This is a genomic window from Parafrankia sp. BMG5.11, assembly GCF_004337455.1.
Window position 1 is genome coordinate 145674 of sequence record NZ_SJXI01000018.1, and the last position, 20831, is coordinate 166504.

26 protein-coding genes are annotated in these 20831 nt (G+C 67.0%); 9 read left to right on the plus strand and 17 right to left on the minus strand.

Annotation, left to right across the window (positions count from 1 at the left end):
- Nucleotides 1–33: 33 nt before the first annotated feature.
- Nucleotides 34–783 carry a tRNA pseudouridine(38-40) synthase TruA gene (gene truA, locus E0504_RS14970; protein ID WP_131624859.1) on the minus strand — a complete coding sequence of 250 codons (750 nt, stop codon included), beginning with the start codon at nucleotides 781–783 and terminating at the stop codon, nucleotides 34–36.
- Entirely contained in the window at nucleotides 780–1685 is a 906-nt protein-coding gene (fmt, locus tag E0504_RS14975; protein WP_131624860.1) for a methionyl-tRNA formyltransferase, read from the minus strand. The genes truA and fmt overlap by 4 nt, the downstream gene beginning before the upstream one ends.
- A gap of 53 nt (nucleotides 1686–1738) precedes the next feature.
- On the opposite strand from fmt, the gene recR reads away from it, so the two are divergent.
- On the plus strand, nucleotides 1739–2335 hold the full coding sequence (recR, locus tag E0504_RS14980) for a recombination mediator RecR (RefSeq protein WP_131624861.1): 597 nt from the start codon (nucleotides 1739–1741) through the stop codon (nucleotides 2333–2335).
- 51 nt (nucleotides 2336–2386) lie between these two features.
- On the plus strand, nucleotides 2387–2953 hold the full coding sequence (locus E0504_RS14985; RefSeq protein ID WP_131624862.1) for a peptide deformylase: 567 nt from the start codon (nucleotides 2387–2389) through the stop codon (nucleotides 2951–2953).
- Between the two features lie 16 nt (nucleotides 2954–2969).
- Here E0504_RS14985 and E0504_RS14990 read toward each other — a convergent pair whose 3' ends face one another.
- A complete protein-coding gene (locus E0504_RS14990; protein WP_131624863.1) occupies nucleotides 2970–3212 on the minus strand; it encodes a DUF6582 domain-containing protein in 243 nt (80 codons plus the stop codon).
- On the minus strand, nucleotides 3209–3649 hold the full coding sequence (locus E0504_RS14995; RefSeq protein WP_131624864.1) for a four-helix bundle copper-binding protein: 441 nt from the start codon (nucleotides 3647–3649) through the stop codon (nucleotides 3209–3211). Before E0504_RS14995 ends, E0504_RS14990 begins: the two co-directional genes overlap by 4 nt.
- 92 nt (nucleotides 3650–3741) lie before the next feature.
- Between E0504_RS14995 and E0504_RS15000 the strand changes: the two genes are divergently transcribed.
- Together E0504_RS15000 and E0504_RS15005 are read left to right on the plus strand one after the other, a co-directional pair.
- Nucleotides 3742–5127: a DNA recombination protein RmuC gene (locus tag E0504_RS15000; protein ID WP_131624865.1), complete on the plus strand. Its 1386-nt coding sequence runs from the start codon at nucleotides 3742–3744 to the stop codon at nucleotides 5125–5127.
- A gap of 10 nt (nucleotides 5128–5137) precedes the next feature.
- Nucleotides 5138–5893 (plus strand): hypothetical protein, encoded by a 756-nt coding sequence (locus E0504_RS15005; RefSeq protein WP_131624866.1) that lies wholly within the window; start codon nucleotides 5138–5140, stop codon nucleotides 5891–5893.
- Here the strand turns inward: E0504_RS15005 and E0504_RS15010 are convergent.
- The 7 genes from E0504_RS15010 to E0504_RS15040 form a co-directional block, all read right to left on the minus strand.
- The gene (locus tag E0504_RS15010) at nucleotides 5890–6714 is read right to left on the minus strand and encodes an RNA methyltransferase (protein WP_131624867.1); all 825 of its coding nucleotides are present in this window, start codon (nucleotides 6712–6714) and stop codon (nucleotides 5890–5892) included. The genes E0504_RS15005 and E0504_RS15010 overlap by 4 nt on opposite strands.
- A gap of 16 nt (nucleotides 6715–6730) precedes the next feature.
- Nucleotides 6731–7009: an HPr family phosphocarrier protein gene (locus tag E0504_RS15015; RefSeq protein WP_131624868.1), complete on the minus strand. Its 279-nt coding sequence runs from the start codon at nucleotides 7007–7009 to the stop codon at nucleotides 6731–6733.
- Entirely contained in the window at nucleotides 7006–7431 is a 426-nt protein-coding gene (locus E0504_RS15020) for a PTS sugar transporter subunit IIA (protein ID WP_131624869.1), read from the minus strand. Before E0504_RS15020 ends, E0504_RS15015 begins: the two co-directional genes overlap by 4 nt.
- Nucleotides 7432–7540: 109 nt before the next feature.
- Nucleotides 7541–8470, minus strand: coding sequence for an RNase adapter RapZ (gene rapZ, locus E0504_RS15025; protein WP_131624870.1), 930 nt, complete (start codon nucleotides 8468–8470; stop codon nucleotides 7541–7543).
- On the minus strand, nucleotides 8467–8901 hold the full coding sequence (locus E0504_RS15030) for an HPr kinase/phosphorylase (RefSeq protein ID WP_207974400.1): 435 nt from the start codon (nucleotides 8899–8901) through the stop codon (nucleotides 8467–8469). The genes rapZ and E0504_RS15030 overlap by 4 nt, the downstream gene beginning before the upstream one ends.
- Nucleotides 8902–8935: 34 nt before the next feature.
- Nucleotides 8936–10507 (minus strand): HAMP domain-containing sensor histidine kinase, encoded by a 1572-nt coding sequence (locus E0504_RS15035; protein ID WP_131624872.1) that lies wholly within the window; start codon nucleotides 10505–10507, stop codon nucleotides 8936–8938.
- A 5-nt stretch (nucleotides 10508–10512) separates the two neighbouring features.
- Nucleotides 10513–11280, minus strand: a complete 768-nt coding sequence (locus E0504_RS15040) for a response regulator transcription factor (protein WP_131624873.1) — start codon at nucleotides 11278–11280, stop codon at nucleotides 10513–10515.
- A gap of 202 nt (nucleotides 11281–11482) precedes the next feature.
- On the opposite strand from E0504_RS15040, the gene E0504_RS15045 reads away from it, so the two are divergent.
- Complete coding sequence (locus E0504_RS15045; RefSeq protein WP_131624874.1) at nucleotides 11483–13090, plus strand: phosphoenolpyruvate carboxykinase; 1608 nt, start codon at nucleotides 11483–11485, stop codon at nucleotides 13088–13090.
- Between the two features lie 79 nt (nucleotides 13091–13169).
- On the opposite strand, the gene E0504_RS15050 is transcribed toward E0504_RS15045, so the two are convergent.
- The 3 genes from E0504_RS15050 to E0504_RS15060 all read right to left on the minus strand — a co-directional run bounded on the left by E0504_RS15050 (nucleotide 13170) and on the right by E0504_RS15060 (nucleotide 15778).
- Nucleotides 13170–13412, minus strand: a complete 243-nt coding sequence (locus E0504_RS15050; RefSeq protein ID WP_131624875.1) for a hypothetical protein — start codon at nucleotides 13410–13412, stop codon at nucleotides 13170–13172.
- Between the two features lie 61 nt (nucleotides 13413–13473).
- Nucleotides 13474–15297: a DUF885 family protein gene (locus tag E0504_RS15055; RefSeq protein ID WP_131624876.1), complete on the minus strand. Its 1824-nt coding sequence runs from the start codon at nucleotides 15295–15297 to the stop codon at nucleotides 13474–13476.
- A 64-nt stretch (nucleotides 15298–15361) separates the two neighbouring features.
- Nucleotides 15362–15778 carry a DUF3597 domain-containing protein gene (locus E0504_RS15060; protein ID WP_131624877.1) on the minus strand — a complete coding sequence of 139 codons (417 nt, stop codon included), beginning with the start codon at nucleotides 15776–15778 and terminating at the stop codon, nucleotides 15362–15364.
- Here E0504_RS15060 and E0504_RS51305 point away from each other — a divergent pair.
- The gene (locus E0504_RS51305) at nucleotides 15756–16091 is read left to right on the plus strand and encodes a hypothetical protein (protein ID WP_207974402.1); all 336 of its coding nucleotides are present in this window, start codon (nucleotides 15756–15758) and stop codon (nucleotides 16089–16091) included. The two genes, E0504_RS15060 and E0504_RS51305, sit on opposite strands and share 23 nt — an antisense overlap.
- 3 nt (nucleotides 16092–16094) lie before the next feature.
- On the opposite strand, the gene E0504_RS15070 is transcribed toward E0504_RS51305, so the two are convergent.
- A complete protein-coding gene (locus E0504_RS15070) occupies nucleotides 16095–16784 on the minus strand; it encodes an energy transducer TonB (RefSeq protein ID WP_131624878.1) in 690 nt (229 codons plus the stop codon).
- 126 nt (nucleotides 16785–16910) lie between these two features.
- Nucleotides 16911–17567, minus strand: coding sequence for an alpha/beta hydrolase (locus E0504_RS15075; RefSeq protein WP_131624879.1), 657 nt, complete (start codon nucleotides 17565–17567; stop codon nucleotides 16911–16913).
- Nucleotides 17568–17658: 91 nt separating this feature from the next.
- Here E0504_RS15075 and E0504_RS15080 point away from each other — a divergent pair, with 91 nt between their 5' ends.
- From E0504_RS15080 to E0504_RS15090, 3 genes are read left to right on the plus strand one after another with little or no spacing between them, the layout of a single operon-like run.
- A complete protein-coding gene (locus E0504_RS15080) occupies nucleotides 17659–18753 on the plus strand; it encodes a cysteine desulfurase family protein (RefSeq protein WP_131624880.1) in 1095 nt (364 codons plus the stop codon).
- A gap of 10 nt (nucleotides 18754–18763) precedes the next feature.
- Nucleotides 18764–19831, plus strand: coding sequence for a cysteine desulfurase family protein (locus E0504_RS15085; RefSeq protein ID WP_131624881.1), 1068 nt, complete (start codon nucleotides 18764–18766; stop codon nucleotides 19829–19831).
- A complete protein-coding gene (locus E0504_RS15090) occupies nucleotides 19828–20160 on the plus strand; it encodes a 2Fe-2S iron-sulfur cluster-binding protein (RefSeq protein WP_131624882.1) in 333 nt (110 codons plus the stop codon). Before E0504_RS15085 ends, E0504_RS15090 begins: the two co-directional genes overlap by 4 nt.
- A gap of 40 nt (nucleotides 20161–20200) precedes the next feature.
- On the opposite strand, the gene E0504_RS15095 is transcribed toward E0504_RS15090, so the two are convergent.
- Nucleotides 20201–20746, minus strand: a complete 546-nt coding sequence (locus E0504_RS15095) for a type 1 glutamine amidotransferase domain-containing protein (protein ID WP_131624883.1) — start codon at nucleotides 20744–20746, stop codon at nucleotides 20201–20203.
- Between the last annotated feature and the right edge of the window lie 85 nt (nucleotides 20747–20831).

Sequence of the window (20831 nt, forward strand, 5' to 3'; positions counted from 1 at the left end):
GCAACCTTCGCTACCCGCGGCAGCGTGCGCTGGCTAGCCCTCGCCGGGATAGAGCGCGCGGACGAAATACAGCCCGTGCGGCGGGGCGTTGAGGCCAAGCTGCTGGCGATCGCGGGCGGCAAGCGCCGCGGCGACCCGCTCCGCGGGCCAGCGGCCCATGCCGACCAGCGCCAGGCAGCCGACCATCGAGCGAACCTGATGGTGAAGGAAACTGCGCGCGGCCGCTTCGATCAGCACTGCATCCCCCTCCCGGTGCACGGCGAGATGGTCCAGCGTCTTCACCGGGTTTGCTGCCTGGCACTGGACCGAGCGGAAGGTGGTGAAGTCGTGCCGTCCCACCAACGCCTGTGCCGCGGCATGCATCGCCTGTGCATCAAGCTCGGGCGCGATCTGCCACGCACGGCCCCGGTCCACGGTCAGCGGCGCGCGGCGATTGACGATGCGGTACCGGTACGCTCGCCCGACGCACGAAAAGCGCGCGTGCCAGTCGTCTGGCACCACTTTACACTCCAGCACCGCCACGGGATCGGGACGAAGGTGCGCGTTCAAAGCCTCCATTAACCGGAACGGGCCAATGTCCTTGGCGATATCGACGTGCGCTCGCATCGCCAGCGCATGGACCCCGGTATCGGTGCGACCGGCGGCGTGTAGCGTCATGTGCTCCCCCGTGACCGCCAGCACGGCATCCTCGACCGCGCCCTGCACGCTCGGCGCGTTCGCTTGCCGCTGCAAGCCGGCGAAAGGTTCGCCGTCGAATTCAAGCGTCAGCGCGAAACGGGTCACCTCACCAGGGTTCCCGCCGGGATCGGCTTGCCGCGCAGAAACGCCTCGACCTCCATCGCCGGTTTGCCGGCGCGCTGGATCCGCAGCGGGCGCAGCGCGGCATAGCCGCACGCGACCGTCAGCTGGTCATCGAGGGTGAGTCCCGGCTTGCCTTCACGCGCGAGCACCTGCGCTTTCAAGACCTTGATCCGTTCACCGTCCAGTTCGAACCAGGCCCCGGGGAAGGGGGCGAGGCCGCGGACCTGGCGCTCGATGCCCTCGGCGTTGCCCGACCAGTCGATCCGCGCCTCCGCCTTGTCGATCTTGGGCGCATGGGTCGCTTCGGCATCGTTCTGCGGGACCGGAGCAAGCTGCACGAGATCGGCGAGCGTGTTGACCATCAGCTGCGCACCGATTTCGGCCAGTTCCTCGGTCAGTTCGCCGGCGGTCTTGTCCTCGATCGCGGTACGCGCGACCGCGAGCATCGGTCCGGTGTCGAGCCCGGCTTCCATCTGCATGATGGTGATGCCGGTCGCCGTGTCGCCGGCCATGATGGCCCGCTGGATCGGCGCGGCGCCGCGCCACTTGGGCAGCAGGCTGGCGTGCACGTTGAGGCAGCCGAGCCGTGGTGCGTCGAGAATGGGTTGCGGCAGGATCAGGCCATACGCGGCAACGACCGCTATGTCGGCGTGCAGCGCGGCGAATTCGGCTTGCGCTTCTGTATTGCGCAACGAGGTGGGGGCTCGCACCTCGATCCCGCGCGCTTCCGCCTCGCGTTGCACGGCGCTCGGGCTCAGCTTCCTGCCCCGGCCAGCCGGGCGGGGCGGCTGGGTATAAGCGGCGACCACCTCGTGCCCGGCCTCGCACAGCGCGACCAGCGTCGGCACCGCGAAGGCCGGCGTTCCCATGAAGACGATGCGCATAAGCGGGGCCGGATACCTTTCGTAAGGGGCGGGCAGGCCCTATCTTCCGCCCCATGGCATCGCAAGAGATCGACACGCTCGCGCAGGCGTTGGCCCGGCTGCCGGGGCTCGGCCCGCGTTCCGCCCGGCGCGCAGTGCTGTGGCTGGTCAAGCGACGGGAAACCGCGCTACGCCAGCTCGTCGCCGCGCTTGCCGAGGTGCAGGAACGGCTGGTCGAGTGCGAGACGTGCGGCAACGTCGATACGCAGGACCCGTGCGGCGTGTGCTCCGATCCCCGGCGTGATCAGCGCAGCCTGTGTGTGGTGGAGGATGTCGCGGACCTGTGGGCGCTCGACCGCTCCCGCCTGTTCACGGGTCGCTACCATGTGCTGGGCGGACGGTTGTCCGCCCTGGACGGGGTCGGGCCGGAGGATCTCACTATCGGACGCTTGATCGACCGCGTCGTCAAAGGGGGGATCGACGAGGTCGTCCTGGCGATGAACGCGACGCTGGAGGGGCAGACCACTGCGCACTACATCGCCGAGCGGATCGACGGGTATCCAGTGCGGATCACCCAGCTGGCCCACGGCCTGCCGGTCGGCGGCGAGCTCGACTACCTTGACGAAGGGACGCTGGCGCAAGCGCTGCGGGCGCGCCGGCCAATGGGCTGAGGATGCCGCTGATCACTTGCCGTTCAGCCGTTGTGTGCTTATTTCCCTCGCATGGCCATTCGTCAAATCCTGGAAGTGCCGGACCCCCGGCTGAAAGTCGTGTCCGAACCCGTCACCGAGTTCGATGACGACCTGCGCACACTCGTCGCGGACATGTTCGAAACGATGTATGATGCCCCCGGCATCGGGTTGGCCGCGATCCAGGTGGGCGTGCCCAAGCGCCTGCTGGTGATCGATCTGCAGCCCGAGGATCCCGACGCGGAGCCGGAGCCGTGCAACCATGACGGTCATCACCATCACCACCAGCCGACCAAGCGCGAGCCGCGGGTGTTCGTGAACCCCGAGATTCTCGATCCGGCGGAAGAACTGGTGACCTATCAGGAAGGCTGTCTCTCCGTCCCGGACATTTATGCCGACATCGATCGCCCCGCGCGCTGCCGGGTGCGCTGGCAGGATCTCGATGGCGCGGTCCATGAAGAGGAGATGGAGGGGCTGATGGCCACCTGCATCCAGCACGAGATGGACCACCTCGAAGGCGTCCTCTTCATCGACTATCTGAGCCGGCTGAAGCGCCAGATGGTTTTGAAGAAGCTGGACAAGATCAGGAAAGCTGCCTGATCGCAGTCAGCGAGGTCTAGTTCCTTCCGATCTCGCGCCAGCTGGTTTCGCTCACCTCCACGCCGAACTTTTCCGCCGCCGCCTTGATCCGCTTCCAGGCGGCATCACGCTCGTCGTCGGTCACGCCCTTCACCTGATTGAAGCGAGCGATCGCGGCGCGGACATGATCCGCGTCCTCGATCGGCTCCTTGCGCTGCCGCGGAAAGGCAAACTCGCGGTTCGCCAGATTATCGCGCTCGTCCTGCCCGAGTTCGCTCACGCGGCCCCGTGCTCGAATGTGCTGCGCTCGCCATCAGCGTGTACTTCGTCGTTGAGTGCCGCGAGAGCCTTGCGGCAATCGTCGGCGGTTTCGCGGCACATCTGGGCACAGCGCTGGCAGTGCGCGTGATCGTGGCTGCGGCATTCTTCCTCGCAGGTCTGGCACGCCTCGATGCATACCGCGAGTGCGCTGCGGATCAGCTGCCGGTTCTCGTCGGTGCGCCGGCTGGCGACCCGATAAGCCATCGTGCACACGTCGGCGCAGTCGAGGCACAGCCGGATGCAGCGCTTCATGTCCATCTCTTCAGCCGCGCAGGCATCGGCGCAGCTGTTGCAGATCGCCGCGCAGTACATCGCGTGTTTGACCGCTTCGAGCAGGCTTTCGTTCTCATCGCCTCGAACGTCCGGGTGTTCGCGGATCATTTCCTTGATCGACATTCCGACTCTCCTTTGCCCGACTAGCGCGCGGGGTTGGGGATAGTTCCGCCGGGGGCTTCCCTGACGCCAGCGTTCCATCTATGTTCCCGCCGATGGACGCCTTTGCAATTGTCATCGTATTCGTCGCGCTGGGCGTGGGAGTGGTCGTGGGGTGGCTGTTGGGGTCGCGTCCCGTAGCGGACTGGCGGACCCGGCACGGTGAGCGTGAGGGCGAATGCAAGGTTCTAAATGAAAAGCTGTCGCGCATAGTGCCTGAGCTTGCCACGATGAGCGAGCGGGCCGCCCGCGCCGATGCCCTTGCCACGACGCTCGATGCGGCGCGGGAAGAGTTGTCGGCGCTGCGGGCGCAGGCTGCCGGCTTTGCCGAACAGAAACGTCTGTTGGAGGAAAGCCGCGAGAAACTGCTCAAGGAGTTCGAGAATACCGGCGCCCAGGTTCTTGGAAAAGCGCAGGAAATGTTCCTCGCCCGCGCGGCGGAACGGTTCGGCCATGCGGAAAAGGCGAACAAGGAAGCGATCGCCTCGCTGCTCCAGCCAGTAGGCGACCGGCTGAAGGCGTACGAGGAGCAGGTGGTCTCGCTGGAAAAGCAGCGGGTCGATGGCTTCGGCCAACTTGCCGGAATGATCGAGGCGATGCGCGTGGGCCAGGAGCAGGTCCGGCGGGAAGCGCAGCGGCTCGGCAACTCGCTGACCAACGCACCCAAGGCGCGCGGCCGGTGGGGCGAACGGGCGTTGCAGAACGTGCTCGAACAATGCGGTCTGGCTGAACATACCGACTTTACCCTTGAACACTCGATGGACACCGAAGAAGGCCGTCTCCGGCCCGACGCGATCATCAATGTGCCGGGCCAGAAGAAGCTGGTGATCGACGCGAAGGTGTCGCTGAATGCCTACCAGGCGGCGTTCGAGGCCGAGGACGACGACGAGCGGCGGCGGCACCTCGATCTGCATGCCAAGTCGATGCGCAACCATGTGCAGACGCTTGGTGCGAAGAGCTACCAGAGCCAGTTCGACGATGCGCCCGACTATGTGGTGATGTTCGTGCCCGGCGAACATTTTGTCGCGGCGGCGCTGGAGCACGATCCTGAGTTGTGGGATTTTGCGTTTCGCAACAAGGTTTTATTAGCCACTCCCACCAACCTGGTGGCGATCGCGCGGACGGTGGCGCAGGTCTGGCGGCAGGACACCATCGCGCGCGAGGCGGTCGAGATCGGCAAGGCGGGGGCGGAACTCTATGACCGGTTGGCGATCGCGGCCGAACACATGAAGGGCGTCGGCGCCGGGCTCGATCGCGCGGTACGCAAGTACAACGACTTCGTCGGCAGCTTCGAACGCAACGTGCTCACCTCGGGCCGCCGCTTGCGCGACAAGGGGATCGAGATCGGCAAGCGCGAGATCGACGATGTGCCGCTGGTGGAGGCTGCTCCGCGCTACGTCTCCGGGCCCGAGCAGGAAGCCGAGGTGGCGGCTAAAGATTAGGTTGAAACCGGTGCAACTTGGCCGTTACCAAAGCTGCATGAAGGCTTCCCGACCGATCGTGCTTGCAACGCTGCTTGTTCCATCTCTGCTGCTGGCCGCGTGCAGCCAGGATGACGCGCCTTCAGAGGCGATCTCGAAAGCCGCGAATACGGTGGTGAAGCAGGTCGATGGCTCTCAGGTCCCCAAGCTCGCGCAAGGCAAGTATGCCCCTCAGGACGAATGCCGCGACAAGCCGGGAGCCGCTGAATTTCGGGCCCGATTGGCCCAAGCGGTGAAAGCGCGCGATATCGACCGCCTCGCCGCGCTTGCCGCGCCTGACGTGATGCTCGACTACGGCGGCGGCGCGGGAGTGGACAGCTTGCGCGCCTTGCACGCCAGGAACGGTGAACTGTTCTGGAGCAAGCTCGACGCCCTGATGACGCTTGGCTGTGCGGCCAACAAAGAAGGCGGAATTACCCTGCCGTGGTATTTCGTGCAGGATTTCGGTGATGTCGATCCGATGTCGGGCATGATCGTCACCGGGGAGAACGTGCCGGTCTATGCCGCGCCCGGCGGGGGAGCGGCGACGACCGGCACAATCTCATGGGACGTCGTCGAACTGGTCGACGGACTTCAACCGGATCGGCCGATGCAGAAGGTGGAGACCCCGGGAGGGGAGGTGGCTTACGTCGCCACCGACAAGCTTCGCTCGCTGATCGATTACCGGCTCGTCGCATCGAGCCGTGACGGCGTCTGGAGCTTCACCCAACTGATCGCGGGCGACTAGTCACCGAGGCTGGCGAGCACTTCATACGACAGCACCGCGGCGGCGACCGCGGCGTTCAGGCTGTCAGCGCGCCCTTTCATCGGCATGGTCACCCGCAGGTCGCAGGCCGCCTCGTAATCCTCGGGCAGCCCGCGGGATTCGTTGCCGACGAGGATCAGGCAAGGGCTGCGGTATGCCGCTCCCCGATAAGGCACCGCATCGCGCAAGCTGGCAGCGACCAGCTGGCCGGGACCTTGCCGCAGCCATGGCAGGAACTCGTCCCACCGAGCTTGCGCAATGCTTTGGGTGAACACCGCACCCATGCTGGCGCGGACCGCCTCCACCGAAAAGGGATCGGCGCAATCGTCGATCAGAATCAGCCCGCCGGCGCCCACGGCGTCGCCGGTGCGCAGCATGGTGCCGAGGTTGCCCGGGTCACGCACCGCCTGCGCCACCAGCCAGATGTCGGCGCACAACAGGTTCAACCTCGCCAACCCGGTGTCGAATTCGGTGAACACGCCGGCCACGGCCTGCGGATTGTCCTTGCCGGTGATCTTCCCGAGGATGTCGGGAGAGGTTTCGATCACCTCGCCGCCCGCGGCCAGCACATCGGCTTCGAGGGCGGCGAGCAGCGGGTGGTTGCCGAGTCCCCCCTGGTGTTCGGCGGCCATCACCAGCACTTCAGGCAAGTGCCCGCTTTCGCGCGCATCGGTGAGCAGGCGCAGGCCTTCAGCCAGGAACTTGCCCGACGCCTTGCGGTGCTTCTTTTCGCGCAGCGCGCGCAGCGCCTTGACGGTGGGGTTGGAGAAGCCGGTGATTTGCCGCCGGCCGGGGTGAGCCATCCTTGCCCCGCCTTCCTCAGTCTTCGCCGAAGCCGTCATCGATCAGATCGCATAACTGGCCAAGGACCGTTTCCGCATCAGCGCCGGTGACGACCACTTCCACGGTGTCGCCCTTGGCGGCGCCGAGCATCATCAGGCCCAGGATCGAGCCACCGCCCGCCGCGTTGCCGTCCTTGGTCACCATGACCTGACACCCATCGGGCAGGGCGGCGACGGCATTGACGAACTTGGCGCTGGCGCGGGCATGCAGACCGCGCTGGTTCACGATCAGGCACTCGCGCCGCTGCTCGTTCAAGAGGCGGCCTGCTTCTTGTCGCAGCCGGCCGCGAGGAACTCCGACGCGATCGTGATATAGCTCTTGCCGGCATCGCGCGCGGCCTTGACCGCGTCGGTCACGCTCATCGATTTGCGCGCGCCAGCCAGGCGGATCAGCATCGGCAGGTTGATGCCCGCGATCACCTCGATCCGGCCGGCGTCCAGCAGCGAGATGGCGAGGTTGGAGGGGGTGCCGCCGAACAGGTCGGTAAGGATGATCGCCCCGCTGCCCGCGTCCACCTCGACAATGGCGGACGCGATTTCATTGCGCCGCTTTTCCATGTCGTCGTTGGGTCCGATGCAGATGGTCGCCACCGCCGGCTGAGGGCCGACGACGTGCTCCATCGCGCTGATGAATTCCTCGGCCAGGCGGCCGTGGGTGACCAGGATCAGTCCGATCATGAGTACAGGGTGCTCGCGTTCCGCGTCAGTTCGGCAGCGGGCTCCACCATGCCCGAGGTGCCGGTTCGTGTTAGGCCAGTGGGTCTCTGGCCAGTTGATCCCTGGATCGTCACGACTGCGGTAAGCCTTCCAGCTGGTCGGCAGCGCGCGAGCCAAGGTTACGATGGACCACAGTGGGCGAAAACCCCGCGCCGCGCAAGGCCTGCGCCATCGCCTCGGCGGTATGCACCGAGCGGTGCCGCCCGCCGGTGCAGCCGAATGCGAGATTGACGTAACTTTTTCCCTGCGCGGCATAGCGCGGCAGCAGGGTGAGGACGAGATCGCGAATGCGCGCGAACGCATCGTCCCACGCGGGATCGGCGCGGATATGGTCCGACACCGGCGCATCCAGCCCGGTCAGGGGGCGCAGCTCGGGATTCCAGTGCGGATTGTCGAGGAAGCGCATGTCGAACACCAGGTCGGCGAGCGGCGGCATGCCGCGCGCGAAGCCGAAGCTGGAGACAGTGAGGGTCATGTTCGCTTCCGGCTGGTCGGCAAAGCGTTCGCGGATCGCCTGCTGCAGGTCGCTGGAAGACATCGTGGTGGTATCGATCACCGCTTCCGCCCAGCGCCGCAGGGGATCGAGCAATTCCCGTTCGGCCTGGATACCCTCGATCACCGCGCGGCCCTGCGCCATCGGGTGGCGGCGGCGGGTCTCGTTGTAGCGGCGCTCCAGTTCCGCCCCGCTGCAATCGAGAAACAGGGTAGTGAGGTCGAGCTCGGTCCGCAGGCAGAGCCTTTTCCAGCGCGCGATGATCTCGTTCGGCACGAACCCGCGGGTGCGCGAATCGAACCCGATCGCCAGCGGGGGGCGCGGCTCCCCGTCGGATACCGTGCCGCCGATCAGCCGTTCCAGCAGGCGGACGGGGAAATTGTCGATCGCCTCCCAGCCAAGATCCTCCAGCACCCGCAGGGCAGTCGTCTTGCCCGCACCCGACAGCCCGGTGACGAGCACGACACGCTGGGGCGGCAGGGAGGGAGGCTGGGGCGGAGTGCTCATCCTGTCCCATGTGAGGGTTGCGCGGCGGTTTGGGAAGCGGACTCGGTGTGGCCGTGCAGCGCCAGCGCATACTCGGCGCGGACCGCGGCAGCGGGGCCGCGCGGATCGAACGCCAGGCGGGGGAGGGACCGGTCGATCAGCTCAATCCGGTCGGCCTGTTCCACGAAGCGGGGGGCGTCATCGCGCAGGTCCAGGACCAGCGCGACCGGAGCTTCGGTCGTCGGCAGGCTCACGATCCCGACGTTGCGCAGTTCGATCAACCCGGCGGTGGCCGGCGCGGGGGAGGCGCACACGGCCGCGCCGCGAACCTCAAGGGTAACACCGTCATCCCCGATCAGCGTCGCGCCGCGATCGATCAGCGCCAGCGCCAGGCTCGACTTTCCGCTTCCGGGCACCCCTTCGATCAGCAGCGCGCGGCCACCGATCGCCACCGCGGTCGCCACTCTCAGGGGCATGGTCGCCGGCTCATCGCCGCGCAGCCGCGCCAGCGGCGTCGGGCAGCGCGAGTGTCATGCACGCGCCGCTCGTGCCATCGGGACGCGCCCCGGCGAGCAGGGTGCCGTCGTGTGCTTCCGCGATGGTCTGGGCAATCGCCAGGCCCAGGCCGCTGTGCTGGCCGAAGCCCTCCTCCTCCGGCCGGTCGGAATGGAACCGGCGAAACACCTTTTCGCGCGCGCCTTCGGGAATTCCCGGCCCGTGGTCGCACACACTGAGCAGGACGCGCGCTTCATCCCGGTCGATCGTGAGTTCGATGGGCGCGTCGGCGGGCGAGAACGACACCGCGTTGTCGAGCAGGTTGTCGATCACCCGCTCCAGCCGGATGGGCACGCCCATGACGCTGGCCCCGCCGCGCGGATAGGTGAACGAGATCGGCCGCCCGCCGTTGAGATCGCGCGCCTCGCGCCGGCGGATGATGTTGTCGCTCAGCGCCACCAGGTCGATGCTTTCAAACGTCGCGCGGCTCATTTCCGCATCGATTCGGCTGGCTTCGGAAATCTCGCTGACGAGGCGGTCGATCCGGCGCACGTCGTGGGCGGCGATGTCGTTGAGCTGGCGGCGCAGGTCGGGGTCCTCGACCCGCGCGAGCGATTCGACCGCGCTGCGCAGCGAAGCGAGCGGGTTCTTGATCTCGTGCGCCACATCGGCGGCGAAATGTTCGACCGCGTCGATCCGCTGGCGCAGCGTGGCGGTCATGTCGGAAATGGCGCGCGCGAGCTGGCCGATCTCGTCATGCCGGGCGGGCAGCCGGGGCACTTCCACCTGGCGGTCGCGTCCCTGGCGCACGCGGGTTGTGGCGTTGGCCAACAGCCGCAGCGGGGTGACGATGGTGCGCGCCATGTACAGCGACAGCAGCGTGCTCATCAGCAGCGCCAGCAGCACCGCGCTGATCAGCGTCCCGCGCGCTTCGCGCACTTCGAGCGTGATGTCGACTGCGTTGCGGGTGGTGAGCAGCGTGGCGCCCTTAAGCCCGACCGGCGCCGCGGTGTTGATCACCGGCGTGCCGTCGGACGCGTCGCGCAGCTGGATCCGGGTGAGGTTGTCTTCCCGGGCGCGCTTCAGTTCGGGCCAGGCATCGGCGTCGGTGCTTTCCGATTCGATGTAGTTGGGGATGGGATCGGCGCCCACGATCGTATCGACCGCGCGGTCCAGCCAGCGGGCGAAGTTTTCCTGCCAGGTTTCATCACCGGGGGTGTCGAACGCGAAGCTCGGCTCATCGAGCGCGAAGCTGTCGGCCCACAGCCGCCCCTGCGCGTCGAACATCCGCAGGCGCATCTTCTGCTCCTTGCCGATCTGGATCAGCAGCGCCTCCTGCCGTTCGCGGCTGGCACCGGCGAGCGCTTCGGCGGTAATCTGCGCCTCTACCCGGGCCAGCTTGTAACGTTCGTCGAGCAGCTGCTTGCGATAGCTGTCGAGGTAGAACACGCCGCCGCCCAGCAGCAGCAGCGGCAGCAGATTGATGATGAGGATGCGCGGGGTGAGCGACAGCCGCCGCCCGGGCACGAAGGCGAGCGCGGCCGCGCCGCTGTCAGCAGCCATCCGCGTCAGCCATCGGCGAAACTGTAGCCCGCGCCATAGAGCGTCTCGATCGCCCCGAAACTGGCGTCGACGCTTTTGAACTTGCGCCGCATCCGCTTGATGTGGCTGTCCACCGTCCGATCATCCACGAACACGTCGTCCGGATAGGCGGCGTCCATCAGCTGGTTGCGGCTCTTGATCACGCCGGGGCGCTGGGCGAGGGCTTCGAGGATCAGGAACTCGGTGACGGTGAGGGACACCGGCCGGTCTTCCCACGTCACCTGGTGGCGCGCGGGATCCATTCGCAGGCGCCCGCGCTCGATGACCGGACCCGGCTCGGGCGAGCCGCTGGCGATGTCTTCAGGGGTGCCGAGGCCGCTGCGGCGCAGCAGCGCGCGGATCCGGGCGATCAGCAGGCGCAGCGAGAACGGCTTGGCGATGTAATCGTCGGCGCCCATCTCGAACCCGGCTTCCTCGTCGCCTTCCTCGTCCTTGCTGGTAAGGAAGATGACGGGGAGGGCGGAGCGTTCGCGCACCCGGCGCAGCAGTTCCATGCCGTCCATCCGCGGCATCTTGATGTCGAACACCGCCAGGTCGGGCGGGTTCTCGTTCAGCGCCTTGAGCGCGGCCTCTCCATCCGAATAGACGCGCGTGGCGAACCCTTCGGCCTGAAGCGCGATGGACACTGTGGTGAGGATGTTGCGGTCATCGTCCACCAGCGCGATCGTGCGCCGGTCGCCTGGCTGGTAATCGGTAGGCTGCCGGTCGTCGCTGATCGCGGGGTGCTCGTCCATGGCGATGTGACTAGCCCGAAGTTGCAGGCGAAACAACAAAGCCCGGCGATCGAGCGGGAGGGGGCAGGGAACCCAATTTGACGAGAATCGCTTAGCCGATTATGCGCCGGGGCAACGTCCCGCGCGCGCCTGCGCGCGACAATTCTCGTGTTTTCAAAGCCATCGGCGGAAGCCGCGATGGCACCGAAGGAGATACCATCTCGTGAACGCCCCGCTCGCCCAGCCATTGTCCGCCCAGGGATACGACACCAGCGCGACCATCCACGCCAATCTTGGCACCGCCGCGCTGGTTGAACATGCGCTGAAGCGGGGCGAAGGGCGCCTGACCAAGGATGGCGCGCTGCTGGTCGATACCGGCAAGTTCACCGGCCGCAGCGTCAAGGACAAGTTCGTGGTCCGCGATGCGGTAACCGAGGACACGATCAACTGGGGCCCGATCAACCAGCCGATGACGCAGGCGCACTGGGATAACCTCAAGGCCGATTTCCTCGCCGCGCTGAAGGACCAGGACGAGCTCTACGTCGCTGACCTATTCGGCGGCAGCCAGCCGGAATACCGGGTCAACGTGCGGGTCATCAACCAGATGGCGTGGCACAACCTGTTCATCCGCACGCTGCTCGTCCGGCCGACCGCTGAGGAGCTAGCCGGCTTCGCGCCCGAGTACACGATCATCAACCTGCCCAGCTTCAAGGCGGATCCCGAACGGCACGGCAGCCGCAGCGATACCGTGATCGCGGTGAACCTGACCGACAAGCTGATCCTGATCGGCAACACCGAATATTCGGGCGAGATGAAGAAGGGCGTGTTCGGCCTCTTGAACTTCCTGCTCCCCGCGCAGGGCGTCATGCCGATGCACTGTTCGGCCAACATCGGCGCGGACGGCAAGAGCGCGATCTTCTTCGGCCTGTCGGGTACCGGCAAGACCACGCTGAGCGCCGACGCCAGCCGCACGCTGATCGGCGATGACGAGCATGGCTGGTCCGACACGGCGATCTTTAACTTCGAAGGCGGCTGCTACGCCAAGATGATCAACCTGTCCGCCGAAGGCGAGCCGGAAATTTACGCGACCACCAAGATGTTCGGCACGATCCTCGAGAACGTGACCATGGACGAAACCACGCGCGAGCTCGACTTCACCGACGACAGCAAGACCGAAAATACCCGCGGCGCCTATCCGATCGAATACATTCCGAACACGTCGGAGAAGAACCTCGGACCCCCGCCGTCGAATGTGATCCTGTTGACGGCCGACGCGTTCGGCGTGCTGCCCCCGATCGCGCGGCTGACGCCGGACCAGGCGATGTACCACTTCCTTTCGGGCTACACCGCCAAGGTCGCCGGCACCGAGATCGGCGTGACCGAGCCGACCGCCACCTTCAGCACCTGCTTCGGCGCCGCGTTCATGCCGCGCCATCCCAGCGTCTACGGCAACCTGCTGAAGAAGCGGATCGCCGATGGCGGCGCGCAGTGCTGGCTGGTGAACACCGGCTGGTCGGGCGGCAAGGCGAGCGAGCCGGGCATCAAGCGGATGCCGATCAAGGCCACCCGCGCGCTGCTCAACGCGGCGCTCGACGGCTCCTTGAACGACGTCGAGTTCCGCAAGGATCCGAACTTCGGGTTCGAGGTGCCGGTCGCGGTGCCGGGCGTCGACACCAAGCTGCTCGACCCGCGCGCTGCCTGGGCCGACCCTGAGGAGTACGACCGCACCGCGCAGAAGCTGGTGCAGCTGTTCGTCGACAACTTCGACCAGTTCGATGCCTACGTCGATCAGGGCGTGAAGGACTCCGCGCCCGGCCTGCAGGCGGCCTGAGATCCGGCCCAGCGCAGCTTAAGGGCGCCCGCGCGGAGAGATCCGCCGCGCGGGCGCCTTTGGCGCGCCTGCCTGCGGACTATTCCACGTCCACTTCAGGAGTGGGCACGTACGATCCGAAGTTGACCGGCACGCCTTCGGGCTGGGTGCGCAGGAACTCGATGGTCGATTGCGCTTGCCGGCTCAGCGCGCTGCCGTGTGGGTTTGCGGCGATCGGTTGCAGCACCCCGATGGCGGCCGCGACCGAGCCTTCGCTGGCGAAGAGATGGCCGACCTGGAACGCCAGGCCCAGGTCGAAGGGCGCCAGCCGCGCAGCCTTCACCAGCGCGCTGCGAGCGGACTGCGGCGGCACCTCGCCCCGGACGGCGCGAGCGCCAGTCCGTTTACGCAGCGATGTACCGGTCGATGGTCTTTGCCAGCACGTCGAGCGGCACGTTGCCGCCATCGACCACCGCCTGGTTGAAATCCTTGAGGTCGTAGCGCGCGCCGAGCGCGGCTTGCGCGCGTGCCCGTTGGCGGACGATCTCGCTGTGGCCAGTCTTGTAGGCGCACGCCTGCCCGGGCCACGAGCAATAGCGATCCACCTCGCTGGCGACCGACTGGGCGTTGTCGCCGTTGCGTTCGACGAAGAAGTTGACGCCCTGCTGGCGGGTCCACCGCTTGTGATGCAGGCCGGTGTCCACGACCAGCCGGCAGGCGCGGAACGCCTGGCTCTGAAGATAGCCGAGGCGCCATTGCGGGTTGTCGTCATAGGCGCCAAGTTCGTCCGCAAGCTGTTCGGCATACAGCGCCCAGCCTTCGGAGAACGCGCTGAACGACAGGATCGAGCGGATCAGCGGCAGCTTGTTGGAATACGTCCCCTCCCAGATATGCCCCGGGACCATCTCGTGGTGAGTCAGCGTGGGCAGGTCGTACTTACGGTGCAGGTCCGTGGTGCCCAGGTTGATCCACATCTTGCCGGGAATCGTGCCATCCTTCGATCCCGCGCCGCCATAGGCGCCGGGACCGCCGGGCTCCTCGGCCAGCGGCAGGCGGCGGACCTCCATCGCGGGGTCCACCACGGTGTTGAACGCGCGCGGCATCTGCGCCTTGATCCAGGCGAGACGGTCGTTGATGAACGCCATGATCTCGGCGCGGCCCGGATCACCCTCCTTGAACTTGTAGCGCGGGTCTTCGGCCAACTGCCGCATCCGCGCGCCGACCGAACCTTGCGCATAGCCGGCGCCCTGCAGCAGGGTGTCCATGCGGGCGTGGATCTCGTCCAGTTCGCGCAGACCGATGGCATGGATTTCGTCGGGCGTGAGGCGGGTGGTCGTCGCGGCGCGCAGGCCCCAGGCGTACCATTCGGCGCCGCGCGGCTGGCTCCACATGCCGGGGTCATTGTCCGCGAGCGACCGCTCGATCTTGAGCTCGGCCAGTTGCCGCTCCAGCGCGGCGACGATCGGTCCGGTCAGCGCGCGTGCCCGCTCGCCCCAGTTGCCGGGAATGTCGCCGGTGCGGTTGGTCAGCCCGGTCACATAGGCGGCGTCGGGCTTGCGGGCGTCGGCAATCGAGCTTTCCATCGCCGCGATCGCCTTGTCGAGCAGGAAGGCGGGCGGCACCAGCCCCTTGCCCCGCGCATCGCGGATGCGGCCCAGCTCTCCATCGAGCACGGCGGGGATCTGGCTGAGCCGCGCGAGGTACGCTTCGGCATCGGCGCGTTCGCGGACCGGGTGTTCGGGATCCATGAAGCGTGGCAGGTCGAGATAGGCCCCGACGTTCTGGATCACCACGTAAGGGGAGTTGCGCCACCCGCCGACTGCCACGTCGCCGTACGGCAGGGCAAACCCGTCGAGCGCGGTGGCGTAGGCGCTTTCGACCACTTCGAAACTGGTGCGCGTGGCGGGATCGAGCCCGGTCTTGTCCACGGCGCGTGCGCGCGCGAGATCGGTGCGCACGGTTTGCGCCAGCGCACGTTGCCCGGCGGCGGAGCTGTCGCCCAACCGGCTGCGCAGATACGCCTTGTCGCCCACATCGATCCCTTGGCCGGTGGCGATGCCGGGATTATGTTCAATGAGGTTCCAGGCGATGTCGTCGAGCAGCGCCTGCGGCTCCAGCGCCGGACCAACGCCGGCCATTGTCTTGCACCCTGTCAGGGCAAACGCGGAAAAGCCGCCAAGCCCGGCAAGGGTCTGGCGGCGGGAGAGCTGAAAAGGTGCAGATGTCATGACAGCCGGTGTGCAAGTCCGCGCACCGGCTGTCAAATGCCTCCATCCGTTGGAGGAATTCAGGTCAATCGAGGAATTCGGCCGGCACCCTGCCGCCCTGTGCCGCCAGTCCCGCCATCACCTGGCGGTGCAGCCAGACGTTGTCTTCGGCAGATCCGGAATAATCGGTGCGGCCAAGTTCCTGCGCCAGCGCCTGGCGCGATTCGTAATCGGAATCGATGCCGACCAGCTTCATCAGGTCGACCAGCGACGTGCGCCAGTTGAGGCGGTCCGCGCCCGGCATCGAATCGAGGTGGTTCTCGACATCGATGATCGGCGTGCCGGCGCTGCCGCGGCCGCCGCCTTCGCTGCCGGCCGAACCGGGCGCGGTCGCCGGGTCGGGGGCAGGGGTGCCGGGGGCCTGCGTCACGTCGACGGTCGGGGCAGGCGCGGCCTTAGCCTTGCCGAAGATCGCGTCCTTGATCTTGCCGAAAATGCTCATGATCGGGGAATCCTGTGTCGCGGTGGCCGATCCACCGTCTGCAAGAGGGAAAACCCGCGCCGGCTCTGGCTGTTCCGACCGGCGCCGGCGCGCTATCGCCGCTGCGATGCTGTCCACCGTGCTATCGCTGCTCGTGCTTGCCGCCATCGCGCTCGTCGCCGGGGCGGTTTACCTGTGGCGCAAGCCGGGGATGCGCAAGCAGGCGCTGCTGATGCTGGTGCTGGCCGCCATTGCGCTGGTCAACCTGGCGATCTGGACCGTGCCGGATAGCCGGGGCCGCTCGCCAATCGGGCAGATCGGCGAGCAGCGATAACGCCTACTCCGGCAGCTGCCATTTGACCGAGCTCGAGTACGTCCCGCTGACGGGGGCGCCGGTGTCGTCCTTCGCCGGATCGAAGCGGGCACGTCGGGAGACGAGGTCGCAGGTCGCCTGATCCAGTTCGGGGTAGCCGCTCGATCCGGTGACAGTGCAATTCTGCACCTTGCCTTCGGCGGTCAGTTGCAGCCGGAAACGGGCGGTGCCGATCATCTCGCGGTTGATCCAGCTCGACCGGTAATCCGCCTCCGTCACCCAGCTTGCCGGGTTGTTGCGTGGACGCGCGGCTTCCGGGCTGAAGCGCGGGGTCGGCTTGGGCGTGACCACCGGGCCGGGGGTGGCCGAGGGGATCACCTTCGGCACGAAGTCGAGGTTGGGGATCATCGTCGGCGTGCTGTCGATCGGAGGCCGCTGCGGGCTAAGATCGAGCTTCGGGATGGGCACCACGACCATCGGGGCGGTGACGCTTTGGCTGGGCTCCAGCGTCGGTTCGGGGGTGGGTGTCGGTTCGGGCGGGGGCGGCAGCGGGACTTCGGTATAATCTTTTGCCTGCCACCGCTTCACCGTCTGCTCGATCCCGGTGAACGTCAGGCCGGTGACCAGAACGTACCCCACCAAGCCGTGGATCGCGACCACCGCCGCGACCGCCCCCGGCCGATCACGCCAGCTGGTGTGCTGTATATATGCCATCGCATCGCTCCTCTCGCTTGCGCCGATCTGGAGTCGGCGTCAGACGAGCGATGTTACATCATTACCTGATGCCACCTAATGATTTCGAGTTGCGAAGCGCCACCAAATGTCCGGTATTCGAGTGGCTTAGCGGATCGGGCAGTCGGGCGAGAGGCGGAAGTCGAGGTAGTTGTCGACCGACTTCATCATGTCCTCAAGCTCGTTTTCGAAGAAGTGGTTCGCCCGCGGGATTTCGTCATGATGGATCGTGATGTGCTTCTGCGTGCGCAGTTTTTCGACCAGCTTGCCGACCGAGCTTGGCTGAACCACGGTGTCGCCCGCGCCGTGCACGAAGATCCCGCTCGCGGGGCAGGGGGCAAGGAAGCTGAAGTCGTACATCGACGCCGGTGCGGACACCGAGATGAACCCGCGCACTTCCGGGCGGCGCATCAGCAACTGCATCCCGATCAGCGCACCGAAGCTGACGCCCGCGACCCAGGTGGTCTGCGCTTCGGGATGTACCGACTGCACCCAGTCGAGCGCGCTGGCGGCATCGCTCAGTTCGCCCACGCCGTTGTCGAAGCTGCCCTGGCTGCGGCCCACGCCGCGGAAATTGAACCGCAGCACCGCGAACCCGCGATCGACGAAGGTCTTGTAGAGACGCTGCACCATCCGGTCGTTCATCGTGCCGCCGCCGTGCGGGTGCGGGTGAAGGATCATCGCCACCGGAGCGCGCGGGCGCGGGCCGGGGCTGTAACGGCCTTCGAGGCGGCCTTCGGGGCCGGGGAAGATCACTTGGGGCATTGCGGAACCTGCTTTGTCTGGAACGCGTCAGCACGCGGGTGGCGCCTCGCGGGTGCGCGGCTATATAGGACCGAAGGCGAAAATCGCAATCGTGACGAATCCCCGCATCTATCTCGATCACGCAGCCGCCACGCCGCTGCGCCCCGAAGCGCGCGCGGCGATGGAGCAGGGCTTTGCGCTATGGGCCAATCCCTCGAGCCCGCATGCCGAAGGGCGCAAGGCCCGCGCCGCGCTGGAAGACGCGCGCGAGCGGGTCAAGGCGGCGCTCGAGTGGGAAGGTGAGGTGATCTTCACCTCCGGCGCGAGCGAGGCGGCGGCGCTCGCGCTCGATGCGGTGAACGCCGTTCATGACATCGCCAGCGCGGTCGAGCACGACGCGGTGCTGCGCGGCGATCGGCCCGAATGGACCCTGCCGGTGCGGCACGATGGCGCCGCGGACCTGCTGGCGCTGTCGGCCGAGAGCCGCCCGTCGGAATTGCTCGTCGATGATCCGGAGAACCGCTCGCTGGTCGCGGTCCAGCACGTCAACTCGGAAACCGGTAACCGGCAGCACATCGGCTTCGCGGCGGAGGTGATCCACGACAACGGCGGGCTGATCCTGGTCGATTGCGCCCAGAGCGCGGGCAAATTCCCGCTCCCCCGCATGGCGGACATGGCGATCGTTTCGGCACACAAGTACGGCGGACCCGTGGGCGTCGGCGCCTTGCTGGTGCAGGATTATGCCCTGCTTCATCCGGCAGGGGGTCAGGAACGCGGCTATCGGCGCGGGACCGAGAACCTGCCGGGCGTGCTGGGCATGATGGCCGCGCTGGAAGCCTGCTGTGAGCCATATATCGACCCGGCAGTGCTGGCGCCGCTCGACGCGCTTGCCGCCGAAGTCCGCGCGCTCGGCGGAGAGTGGTTGTCGGATCGCCTGTCCGATCCCACGCCGTTCATCCGCGCCATCGCGATGCCGCGCCTTTCGGCCCAGGCCCAGCTGATGCGGTTCGACATGGCCGGCATCGCCGTGAGCCAGGGTTCGGCCTGCTCGTCAGGGACGATGAAGCGCAGCCATGTCCTGACCGCGATGGGTCTGGCCGATGACCTTGCCGACCGCACGATCCGGGTGAGCTTCGGCTGGACCACCACCCGCCCGGAGGTTGAACGGTTTTGCGAAGTATGGCTCGACATGGCGCGGCGCGTGTAGGGCGGGCGGCATGATCTACCTCGATTATCAGGCCACGACCCCGCTCGCTCCCGAAGCCCGCGAGGCGATGTTGCCGTGGCTGGGCGGTCCGGGGGAGGCGGGTCTTGGCAACCCGCACAGTCCGCACCGGCTGGGCCGGTCCGCCAAGGCGGCGGTCGAACACGCGCGCGATCAGGTCGCCGCGCTGCTGCCGGACGGCGGGCGGGTGGTCTTCACCGGCAGCGCGTGCGAGGCGATCAACCTCGCCATGCGCGGGGTTCCGGGCGAGGGGCCGGTCGCTCATTCCGCGATCGAGCATCCCGCCGTGCGCGACACGGCGCGGGCGCTGGGCGCCTGTTACGAACTGCCCGTCAATGCCGAAGGGCTGACCGATCCAGCTATGCCGCTTGCCCCGGGTACACGGCTGGTCGCGGTGATGCAGGTCAACAACGAGATTGGCACCATCCAGCCGAGCGCCCGCTGGCACGCCGCCGCGCGCGGGGCGGGCGCGCTGTTCCTGAGCGACGCGGTGCAGGCATTTGGCAAGCTGCCCGTGGCCGAGGCGGACCTGATCGCGGTCAGCGCGCACAAGCTGTACGGACCCAAGGGGATCGGGGCGCTGTGGGTGCGTGACGGGGTTCAGCTTGCGCCGCAGATCACCGGGGGCCTGCAGGAAGGCATCCGCTCGGGCACGCTCAGCCCCGCGCTGTGCGCCGGGTTCGGTGCGGCTGCCCAGCTTGCCCGCGAACGCATGGCGGCGGATGCGGCGCATGTGGAAACGCTGTGGCTCCGGGCGCGAGAGTTGTTTGCCGGGTGGCAGCTCAATGGCAGCGCGAGCGAACGCTGGCAGGGCAACCTGAACTTGCGCCGGGACGGTCTGGATGTCGCCCGGTTGATGAGTGACTGCCCCCAGGTGATGTTTTCCGCCGGCAGCGCCTGCGCCAGCGGATCGGGCGCGCCCAGCCACGTATTGCGGGCAATCGGCCTCAGCGATCGCCAGGCGAAAAACTCCATCCGCCTGGGTTTCGGGCGGTATACCACGGTTGACGAAATCGAGGAGGCGGCAGCGATGCTCAACGCGGCGGCGGACGCGCAATGATCCGCATAGTGTTCACCACGGCAGACGGGCAGACGATCGAGGCGGATGGCCAACCCGGCGACAACCTCCTCCGCCTGGCGCAGGCGAAGGGGTTGCCCCTTGAAGGAACGTGCGAGGGGCAGATGGCGTGTTCCACTTGCCACGTGATCGTCGCGCCCGACTGGTTCGAGCGGCTGCCCCCTGCCAGTGAAGACGAAGAGGACATGCTCGATCTGGCGGTCGGCGCCTGCCGCACCAGCCGCCTGTCATGCCAGATAGAGCTGTCGCCGGACCTCGATGGACTGTCGCTGAAGGTGCCGGCCGAAGCGCGCGATATGCGGCGGTTCTAGCGCAGCACCTTGCACAGCACATATGCCGCGCGGCGCCGTGTCATGCGTCTGCGGTCGCCCGTTCCTTTTGCAGGGCGCTAATCAGCGCCTGGTTGAACGCCGGAATATCGTCGGGATTCCGGCTGGTGATGAGATTGCCGTCGGTGGCCACTTCCTGATCGACCACGTTGGCCCCGGCATTTTCGAGGTCGGTGCGGATCGACGGCCAGCTGGTGACCGTCTTGCCGTTCACCACGTCCGCTTCGACCAGCAGCCAGGGACCGTGGCAGATCGCGGCGACCGGCTTCCCCGCGGTGCAGAAGTCCTTGACCAGCTGCACAGCCTTGTCTTCCATCCGCAGCTTGTCGGGATTCATCTGCCCGCCCGGCAGCAGCAGGGCGTCGAAGTCATCGGCACTGACCTGATCGAGCGTCTGGTCGACCGCGGTCGCATCGCCCCAGTCGTCCTTCTGCCAGCCCTTGATCTCGCCAGACTGGGGCGCGACGACCACGGTTTCGAAGCCTGCGTCTTCCAGCGCCTGCTTGGGCTTTTCGAGCTCGGACTGCTCGAACCCATCGGTGGCGACGATCATAACGCGTTTGGTCATTGGGGGTATCTCCTTTGCCGGACCCTACGCATGGGGATAGGCGACCGTTCCGGCGTTGAGCGCTCACCTGTGCCCCTGCTAGGGT

Excerpts from the sequence above, each read along its gene's own strand:
- fmt (WP_131624860.1), bottom strand. The coding sequence starts at position 1,685 with ATGCGCATCGTCTTCATGGGAACGCCGGCCTTCGCGGTGCCGACGCTG.
- recR (WP_131624861.1), top strand. The coding sequence starts at position 1,739 with ATGGCATCGCAAGAGATCGACACGCTCGCGCAGGCGTTGGCCCGGCTG.
- E0504_RS14985 (WP_131624862.1), top strand. The coding sequence starts at position 2,387 with ATGGCCATTCGTCAAATCCTGGAAGTGCCGGACCCCCGGCTGAAAGTC.
- E0504_RS14995 (WP_131624864.1), bottom strand. The coding sequence starts at position 3,649 with ATGTCGATCAAGGAAATGATCCGCGAACACCCGGACGTTCGAGGCGAT.
- E0504_RS15000 (WP_131624865.1), top strand. The coding sequence starts at position 3,742 with ATGGACGCCTTTGCAATTGTCATCGTATTCGTCGCGCTGGGCGTGGGA.
- E0504_RS15010 (WP_131624867.1), bottom strand. The coding sequence starts at position 6,714 with ATGGCTCACCCCGGCCGGCGGCAAATCACCGGCTTCTCCAACCCCACC.
- E0504_RS15020 (WP_131624869.1), bottom strand. The coding sequence starts at position 7,431 with ATGATCGGACTGATCCTGGTCACCCACGGCCGCCTGGCCGAGGAATTC.
- rapZ (WP_131624870.1), bottom strand. The coding sequence starts at position 8,470 with ATGAGCACTCCGCCCCAGCCTCCCTCCCTGCCGCCCCAGCGTGTCGTG.
- E0504_RS15035 (WP_131624872.1), bottom strand. The coding sequence starts at position 10,507 with ATGGCTGCTGACAGCGGCGCGGCCGCGCTCGCCTTCGTGCCCGGGCGG.
- E0504_RS15040 (WP_131624873.1), bottom strand. The coding sequence starts at position 11,280 with ATGGACGAGCACCCCGCGATCAGCGACGACCGGCAGCCTACCGATTAC.
- E0504_RS15055 (WP_131624876.1), bottom strand. The coding sequence starts at position 15,297 with ATGACATCTGCACCTTTTCAGCTCTCCCGCCGCCAGACCCTTGCCGGG.
- E0504_RS15060 (WP_131624877.1), bottom strand. The coding sequence starts at position 15,778 with ATGAGCATTTTCGGCAAGATCAAGGACGCGATCTTCGGCAAGGCTAAG.
- E0504_RS15070 (WP_131624878.1), bottom strand. The coding sequence starts at position 16,784 with ATGGCATATATACAGCACACCAGCTGGCGTGATCGGCCGGGGGCGGTC.
- E0504_RS15075 (WP_131624879.1), bottom strand. The coding sequence starts at position 17,567 with ATGCCCCAAGTGATCTTCCCCGGCCCCGAAGGCCGCCTCGAAGGCCGT.
- E0504_RS15085 (WP_131624881.1), top strand. The coding sequence starts at position 18,764 with ATGATCTACCTCGATTATCAGGCCACGACCCCGCTCGCTCCCGAAGCC.
- E0504_RS15090 (WP_131624882.1), top strand. The coding sequence starts at position 19,828 with ATGATCCGCATAGTGTTCACCACGGCAGACGGGCAGACGATCGAGGCG.
- E0504_RS15095 (WP_131624883.1), bottom strand. The coding sequence starts at position 20,746 with ATGACCAAACGCGTTATGATCGTCGCCACCGATGGGTTCGAGCAGTCC.